6 tRNA genes are annotated in these 745 nt (G+C 48.3%); all 6 read left to right on the top strand.

From position 1 onward, the window contains the following. Positions 1-128: 128 nt before the first annotated feature. The 6 genes from AXG56_RS18480 (at position 129) to AXG56_RS18455 (ending at position 637) form a co-directional block, all read left to right on the top strand. A tRNA-Asn gene (locus AXG56_RS18480) sits at positions 129-203 on the top strand. A gap of 3 nt (positions 204-206) precedes the next feature. Beyond that, positions 207-278 (top strand) — tRNA-Thr (locus AXG56_RS18475). A gap of 17 nt (positions 279-295) precedes the next feature. Then, positions 296-370: transfer RNA gene (locus AXG56_RS18470), tRNA-Glu, on the top strand. A gap of 3 nt (positions 371-373) precedes the next feature. Beyond that, positions 374-449: transfer RNA gene (locus tag AXG56_RS18465), tRNA-Val, on the top strand. A gap of 13 nt (positions 450-462) precedes the next feature. Continuing rightward, positions 463-538: transfer RNA gene (locus tag AXG56_RS18460), tRNA-Thr, on the top strand. A 13-nt stretch (positions 539-551) separates the two neighbouring features. Beyond that, positions 552-637: transfer RNA gene (locus AXG56_RS18455), tRNA-Tyr, on the top strand. Positions 638-745: the final 108 nt, after the last annotated feature.

Here is a 745-nt window from a genome sequence, read left to right as displayed (position 1 = left end):
TCCCATGCCGAACACAGCAGTTAAGCTCTTCAGCGCCGATGGTAGTCGGGTAGATCCCCGTGAGAGTAGGACGCTGCCACATCAATTCTCTTTCCTTATTGCTTTATTTGAAAAAGTTTTTCAATTATTCCAACGTAGCTCAGTGGTAGAGCAATCGGCTGTTAACCGATCGGTCGTAGGTTCGAATCCTACCGTTGGAGCCACTTGCTTCCATAGCTCAGTGGTAGAGCACTTCCATGGTAAGGAAGGGGTCGCCGGTTCAAATCCGGCTGGAAGCTCTGTAGAATGTTTTAATGGCCCGTTGGTCAAGCGGTTAAGACACCGCCCTTTCACGGCGGTAACACGGGTTCGAATCCCGTACGGGTCACCACTCGGAGGATTAGCTCAGCTGGGAGAGCACTTGCCTTACAAGCAAGGGGTCGCAGGTTCGAACCCTGCATCCTCCACCATTAACTTTATATCGCCGGCCTAGCTCAACTGGCAGAGCAACTGATTTGTAATCAGTAGGTTGGGGGTTCAAGTCCTCTGGCCGGCACCACTTAATATTTAGTGGAGGGATAGCGAAGTTGGCCAAACGCGGCGGACTGTAAATCCGCTCCCATCGGGTTCGTAGGTTCGAGTCCTACTCCCTCCACCATTTTATTTCTGTGTGATAGTTGCTGATAGCTATTTGTCAGCTTATTTTTATGAAATTAAATAGACATGATGTATAAGATGAAGAAGAACGTTTATACTATTTCTATAC

This window comes from Halobacillus sp. KGW1, from assembly GCF_001592845.1.
Classification (GTDB): domain Bacteria; phylum Bacillota; class Bacilli; order Bacillales; family Halobacillaceae; genus Halobacillus.
Note: the sequence above shows the minus strand (reverse complement) of the source record. Positions and strands in the feature narration are given on the sequence as shown.